Origin of the sequence: Streptomyces sp. SBT349 (assembly GCF_001083795.1) — a bacterium.
GTDB lineage: Bacteria > Actinomycetota > Actinomycetes > Streptomycetales > Streptomycetaceae > Streptomyces.
On the sequence record NZ_LAVK01000391.1, the window covers coordinates 1 to 6,507 of the forward strand.

6 protein-coding genes are annotated in these 6,507 nt (G+C 72.9%); all 6 read left to right on the forward strand.

What is annotated here, in order from left to right:
* On the forward strand, positions 1-919 hold a 919-nt coding region (locus ADY01_RS30925), incomplete at its 5' end, for a hypothetical protein (protein WP_049580029.1).
* Positions 916-1,962 (forward strand): LacI family DNA-binding transcriptional regulator, encoded by a 1,047-nt coding sequence (locus ADY01_RS30930; protein ID WP_049580031.1) that lies wholly within the window; start codon positions 916-918, stop codon positions 1,960-1,962. The genes ADY01_RS30925 and ADY01_RS30930, both read left to right, overlap by 4 nt.
* Before the next feature lie 188 nt (positions 1,963-2,150).
* A complete protein-coding gene (locus ADY01_RS30935; RefSeq protein WP_078900764.1) occupies positions 2,151-3,530 on the forward strand; it encodes an extracellular solute-binding protein in 1,380 nt (459 codons plus the stop codon).
* A 7-nt stretch (positions 3,531-3,537) separates the two neighbouring features.
* The gene (locus tag ADY01_RS30940; protein ID WP_199826351.1) at positions 3,538-4,518 is read left to right on the forward strand and encodes a carbohydrate ABC transporter permease; all 981 of its coding nucleotides are present in this window, start codon (positions 3,538-3,540) and stop codon (positions 4,516-4,518) included.
* A complete protein-coding gene (locus ADY01_RS30945; RefSeq protein WP_078900765.1) occupies positions 4,515-5,444 on the forward strand; it encodes a carbohydrate ABC transporter permease in 930 nt (309 codons plus the stop codon). The genes ADY01_RS30940 and ADY01_RS30945 overlap by 4 nt, the downstream gene beginning before the upstream one ends.
* A complete protein-coding gene (locus ADY01_RS30950; protein WP_049580030.1) occupies positions 5,444-6,445 on the forward strand; it encodes an ROK family protein in 1,002 nt (333 codons plus the stop codon). Before ADY01_RS30945 ends, ADY01_RS30950 begins: the two co-directional genes overlap by 1 nt.
* The last annotated feature ends 62 nt before the right edge of the window (positions 6,446-6,507 follow it).

A 6,507-nucleotide genomic window follows, 5' to 3' on the forward strand; every position in this document is an offset into this window, starting at 1 on the left:
CGCCTGGTGGTTCGAGCCGATGTTCTGCGGCTGGGGCGCCCAGTCCCACCGGTCGGGGGAGACCGGCCTGCCCACCCCCGACCTGTCCACCCACGCCGAGTACGACGCCTACCTCGCGGCCCTCGGGGACCATGGCCTGGTACCGGGCACGATCGTCATCGACGACAAGTGGCAGAGCGCGTACGCCTCCTGGCACCCCGACCCCGCCAAGTGGCCCGACCTGCGCGGCTGGATCGCACAGCGGCACGCGCGCGGTCAGAAGGTCCTGCTGTGGTGGCGCGCCTGGGCCACCGAGGCCGCCCCCGACGCGTACTGCGTCCGCACGCCCGACGGCCGTCCCGTCGCCCTGGACCCGGGCCATCCCGGGGCCGCGGCCCTGCTCGCGGAGAACGTCACCCGCATGCTCGCCCCCGACGGCCTCGACGCCGACGGGCTCAAGATCGACTTCACCGCCGACACCCCCTCGGGACCCTCCCTGACCGGCCACGGAGACCGGTGGGGGATGGCGCTGCTGTACGATCAACTCGCCCTGATCCACGGGGCGGCCAAGGAGGCGAAGCGGGATGCGCTGGTGGTGACCCACACCCCGCACCCGGCGTTCGCCGCGGTGACCGACATGATCCGGCTCAACGACATGCTGCGCCTGGACGACCCCGACCCCTGGGCCCCGGTCGTCCCGCAGATGCGGTATCGGGCCGCCGTGGTGGCGGCCTCGTGCCCCACCACCCCCGTCGACACCGACGACTGGTGCGCCCCCGACCGCGACCAGTGGCGCCGGTACGCCGCCGTCAAACAGGAGTTGGGCGTGCCCGCCCTCTACGCCGCCACCCACCTCGACCGCACCGGCGAGCCCCTGGAGGAGCGGGACTACGCGGCCCTGCGGGCCCGTTGGGCCGCGTGGCGGGAGGCACGCCGATGAGCGGAAGGACGCCGGGCAACGGCGGCGGGCGCGGCAGGCGCGCGCGCGTCACCCTGCGCCGGATCGCCGAGGAGGTCGGCACCTCCCAGTCCACCGCCTCCCGCGCGCTCGCCGGACACGGCTATGTGGCGCCGGAGGTGAAGGCCAGGGTCGAGGAGGCGGCGGCCCGCCTCGGGTATGTGCCCGACATCTCCGCGCGCACCCTCAAGGGCCACTCCAGCGGGCTGGTCGGCCTGCTGGTCTCCGACCTGCGCAACCAGTTCTACGCCCAGCTCGCCGCGGGCGTCGAGCAGGCCGTGGCCGCGGCCGGGCACCAGGTGGTGCTCGTCGACGACCACGGCGACGAGAGCCAGGCCGTGCGCGGCGCCAGGGCCTTCCTGTCGATGCGCGCCGCCGGAGTGCTGCTGGCTCCGGTCGGCCGCGAGGCCACCGACCTGCTGGTCGGGCACGGCACGCCCGTGGTCGAGGTGGACCGCCGCTCGGGCGTGCGCAGTTGCGACGCCGTGACCATCGACAGCGAACGCGGCGCGCGCGAGGCCGTCGGCCACCTGCTGGCGCTCGGCCACCGGCGGATCGCCGTGGTCCTCGACGAGACCATGTGGGCCACCGGCAAGAACCGGCTCAAGGGATACCGCGCGGCCCACCGCGACGCGGGGGTCCCGCTCTCCCGCCGCCTGGTGCTCGACCTCGGCCTGCGCCCGGCCGACCCGCAGCGCGACGTCGCGGCGTTCCTCGACGCCCACCCGGACATCACCGCCGTCTTCGCCGCGAACAACGTCGTGGCCGAGGCCGTCTGGCACGAACTCAAGCGCCGCGACACCGCCGTCCCCGACCGCTGCTCCATGGTGTCCTTCGACGACCTGACCTGGATGCGGGTGGTCGAGCCCGGCCTGACCGCCGTGCGCCAGCCGGTGTTCGAGATGGGCAACCGCGCCGCGCGGCTCCTCCTCGAACGCATCGAGGGCGGCCAGGGCCGCACCGAAACCCGCACGCTCGAACCGGAGTTGATCCTCCGCGGCTCGACCGCGGCGCCCGGTCGCTGACCGCCCGCTCACCCCGCCCCGGCCTCCGGGTCCCCGCTCTCCGCACCCGTTGACGCGCCCGTTGACGCGCCCCGGGGTGGAACGATCCGCGCTTCCCCGTGTATTGACGACCGAAACCCATGTGACTACGTTGCCATATGGGATCGATGCCATACGGCGTCTGCCACAGAGCTCAAGGGAGAGTGACCATGGCGGCACCACGACACGGGCGCTTCGCCAAGCGCCTTCGCGGGCGTCTGCGCCGGGGCCTGACGGCCGCCGCCGCGGCCACCGGGATGCTGACGATCGCGGCCTGCGGCGGGGTCACCTTCGCCGACGAGTCCGACACGTTCACGACCATGGGCTTCGGCGCGGGCGACGCGCTCTCCCAGGTCAGGCTGGGCCTCGGCACCGCCGCGATCGCGCCGCTGGACGTGCGGGTCAACGAGGGCGCGTTCGACGAGCAGCAGTTCCTCTCCTCGGTCGCCGCCGACGATCCGCCCGACGTCGTCCGCATGGACCGCGCCCTCATCGGCGGCTACGGCGCCCGGGGCGCGCTGGTCCCGCTCACCGAGTGCCTGGAGGACCGGGGCGTCGACCTCTCCCAGTACCGCGGCGGCGCGATCGACGAGGCCACGCTCGACGGCACCGTCTACGGCCTGCCCGACTCCTACGACAACAGGGTCCTCCTGGTCGACCGGGACGTCCTCGCCGAGGCGGGCGGCGGGGCCGAGGTGGACACCTCCGACTGGGAGGGTTTGCGCCGGCTGGCCGAGGAGCTGCACGTCCGCGACGGCGGTCGCGTCGACCGCCTCGGGTTCGACCCGAAGATCCCGGAGTTCTTCCCGCTGTGGGTCGAGGCCAACGGCGGCACCCTCATCAGCGACGACGGCCGCACCGCCCGCCTCGACAGCCCCGAGGTCGTGGAGGCCCTGGAGTACACCGTGGGCCTGATCGACGCCCAGGGCGGGTGGGGGCGCTTCAAGTCCCTGCGGGACTCGTTCGACCAGTTCGGCGCGGGGAACCAGCTGGCCCGCCACCAGGTCGGCGCCTACCCCATGGAGGACTGGTACGTGAACGTCCTCGCCGGCGCGTCGCCCGACATCAACCTCGGCACCGAGCCGTTCCTCGGCCGCGACGGGCAGCCGATCAACTTCGTCTCAGGCGCCAGCTGGGCCATCCCCAAGGGCAGCGCCCACCCCGAGGAGGCGTGCGCCTTCATCACGACGATGACCTCCGCCGAGTCCTGGGTCGAGGCCGCCGCCGCCAAGGCGCGGGAGGTCAGGGACACCGGGTCGCCCTACACCGGCGACTTCACCGGGAACATCGAGGCCGACCGCGTCATCCGCGAGGAGATCTGGGAGCCCACCGGCAACGCGGCCTTCGACGAGGCGAGCCTGGCCATCGACGAGGTACAGGACGACTCGTTCTCCGTCCCGGCCAACGGCGCGGGCACCGAGTTCCGCAGGGCGTGGCAGAGCGCCGTCAACCAGGTCCTCTCCGGCGACCACGAGCCGAGGGAAGCCCTCGAACAGGCCCAGGAGCGGGCGCAGACCGCCCTGGACCTCGCCTACCAGGGAGAGAGGTGACCCCGCCGTGACCGCACTTCCGACGACCGGCCCCGGCACCACCGCCGGCACCACCGGGCGCCGCGCCCGCGTCCGGCGCTGGCGCGCCTCCTGGCGCCACCGCGACACCCGCGCCGCCTACCTGTTCATCCTGCCGTGGATCGTCGGCTTCGTCCTGCTGACCGCGGGCCCGATGATCGCCAGCTTCGTCCTGTCGTTCACCAACTACGACGGCATCCGCCCCACGCAGAACGTGGGCCTGGACAACTACCGGCAGCTCTTCGACGATCCCTCGGTCGCCACCTCGCTGCTCAACACCCTGGTCTTCACCGCCCTGCGCGTGCCCCTCTCCATGGCGCTCGCCCTCGCGCTGGCCATGCTGCTGCTCCGCGTCGGCCGCGCCTCCGGCTTCTTCCGCACCGTCTTCTACCTGCCGGTGATGACCCCCTCGGTGGCCGTCGGCATCCTCTTCCTGCTCCTGTTCAACGGCAACGTCGGCGTCGTCAACAAGGCGCTCGACGTGGTCGGCGTCACGGGCCCGAGCTGGACGACCGACAGCTCCTGGGTCAAGCCGGGGCTGGTCCTCACCACCCTGTGGGCCCTGGGTGCCACCGTCGTGATCTACCTCGCCGCCCTGAAGAACGTGCCGCGCGAGCTCTACGAGGCGTCCGAGCTCGACGGCGCCGGCCGCTGGGGCTCGTTCCTCCATGTCACCCTGCCGCAGATATCGGGGGCGCTGTTCTTCACGCTCATCGTCAACACGATCGCCTCGCTCCAGACGTTCACCGAGGCGTACACCGCCTTCTACGGCACCGGCAACACCCAGACGTACAGCAGTGACGCGGCGCTCTTCTACGTCGTCTACCTCTTCCAGCAGGCGTTCCAGTTCATGCACATGGGATACGCCTCCGCGCTCTCCTGGCTGCTCTTCCTGGTCATCCTCGTGATCACCGTCATCCAGGCCCGGCTCAGCAAGCGGTTCGTCTACTACGAGGGGGACGCACGATGACCACGACGACCCCGGCTCCCACCACGCCCTCCGGCCCGGCCCCCGGCGAGGAGCGCGCGTGGCGCGCGCCGCGTCGGCGCGCGAGCCGGCGCCCCTCCGGCGGCCTCGTGGGCAGGACCCTGCGGGTCCTCGCCCTCACCGGCGCCTCGGCGATCTTCCTCTACCCGTTCCTCTGGCTGGTCAGCGCCTCGCTGAAGCCCTCGGAGTCCGTCTTCGACAACTCCCTGCTGCCGGAGGACTGGCGCTTCGAGAACTACACGGAGATCTGGGACGCCGTCCCCCTGGCCACCTGGATCGTCAACAGCGTCACCGTCACCCTGGCCGCCGCCGTGGCCGTCACCGTCAGCAGCGCGCTGGTCGCCTTCGGCTTCGCCTACTTCAGATTCCCCGGCAGGAACGCGCTGTTCGGCCTGGTCATCGGCACCATGATGCTGCCCGCCGTCGTGCTGATGGTGCCGCAGTACCTCGTGTGGGACGCGCTGCACCTCGCCAGCAGCCAGGTGCCGCTGTGGGCGCCGAACCTGTTCGGCAGCGCCTTCTACATCTTCCTGCTGCGGCAGTTCTTCCTCGGCCTGCCGCGCGAGCTGTTCGACGCGGCCCGCATCGACGGGGCGAGCTACTGGACCATGTTCCGCCGCATCGCGGTGCCGCTGTGCCGCCCGGCGCTGGTCGTCACGTTCGTCTTCGAGGTGCAGGCCGCCTGGACCGACCTCATCCGGCCGCTGATCTACCTGCGCGACCCCGAGCTGTTCACCGTGCCCCGCGGACTCAAGGCGGTGCTCGACCAGTTCGGCGAGGGCGGCGAGCTGCGGTGGGAGATCGTCTGCGCCGCCAGCGTCGTCGTCACCGTGCCGATGATCGTCGTCTTCCTCGTCTGCCAGCGGCAGTTCACCTCGGGCATCGCCACCACAGGACGGAAAGGCTGATGACGCACCACCCCCACGCCCCCGGCGCGGTCCTCGCCCTCGACATCGGAGGCACCAAGCTGGCCGCCGGGGTCGTCCAGTCGGACGGCACCACGCTGGCGTTCGCGCGGTGTCCCACCGCGTCCCAGGACGGCCCGCGGGCCGTCCTCAAGCGGCTCTTCGACCTCGGCCGCGCGGTGCTCGGCACGGCCGGGACCGCGCCGGGCGATCTGCTGGGCACCGGCATCGGCTGCGGGGGACCGCTCGACCCCGTCGCCGGTGTCCTGCTCGCCCCGCCCCACCTGCCGGGCTGGCGGAACGTTCCCGTGGTCGAACTCGCCCGGGAGGCATACGGGTTGCCCGCCGTCCTGGACAACGACGGCACCGCGGGCGCGGCGGGGGAGTGGCGCTTCGGCGCCGGACGCGGCACCCGTCACCTGGTCTATCTGACGGTCTCCACCGGCATCGGCGGCGGCATGGTGCTGGACGGCAGAACGTATCGCGGCGCCGCCGGCAACGGCGGGGAGCCGGGCCACATCACCGTCCGGCCCGACGGCCGCCCCTGCCGCAGCTGCGGGCGCGCCGGCTGCCTGGAGGCGTACGCCTCCGGCACGTCGATCGCCGAACGCGCCGACGAGGCCGTCGCCGAGGCGCGAGCGGGCGGCGTGCCGACCCTCCTGGGCGATCGCGACCCGCTGACCGCCGCCGACGTCACCGCGGCGGCCGGGGCCGGTGACCCCGTCGCCACCGCCGTCTGGGAGGAGACCCTCGACGCCCTGTCCACCGGCCTGATCTCCCTGGTCAACGTCTTCGAGCCCGAACTCGTCGTCCTCGGCGGCGGGGTCACCCGGGCCGGGGAGCCGCTGATGGGGCCGCTGCGCCGCGAGGTCGCCGAGCGGGCCATGGGTCCCGCCGCCTCAGCCGTCCGCCTGACCACCGCGTCCGGAGGCGACCAGGCCGGGGTCCTCGGCGCCGCCGCCATCGCCTTCGAACGCCTGGCGCCCGATGACCGCGCCCGATGAACAGCCCCGGTGAACGCCCCGTTCCGCATCCGCATCCGCACCGCCCTGGAGCTCCATGTCCC

Coding starts and splice junctions, on each gene's coding strand:
- ADY01_RS30950 (WP_049580030.1), top strand. CDS start 5,444: ATGACGCACCACCCCCACGCCCCCGGCGCGGTCCTCGCCCTCGACATC.
- ADY01_RS30945 (WP_078900765.1), top strand. CDS start 4,515: ATGACCACGACGACCCCGGCTCCCACCACGCCCTCCGGCCCGGCCCCC.
- ADY01_RS30930 (WP_049580031.1), top strand. CDS start 916: ATGAGCGGAAGGACGCCGGGCAACGGCGGCGGGCGCGGCAGGCGCGCG.
- ADY01_RS30935 (WP_078900764.1), top strand. CDS start 2,151: ATGGCGGCACCACGACACGGGCGCTTCGCCAAGCGCCTTCGCGGGCGT.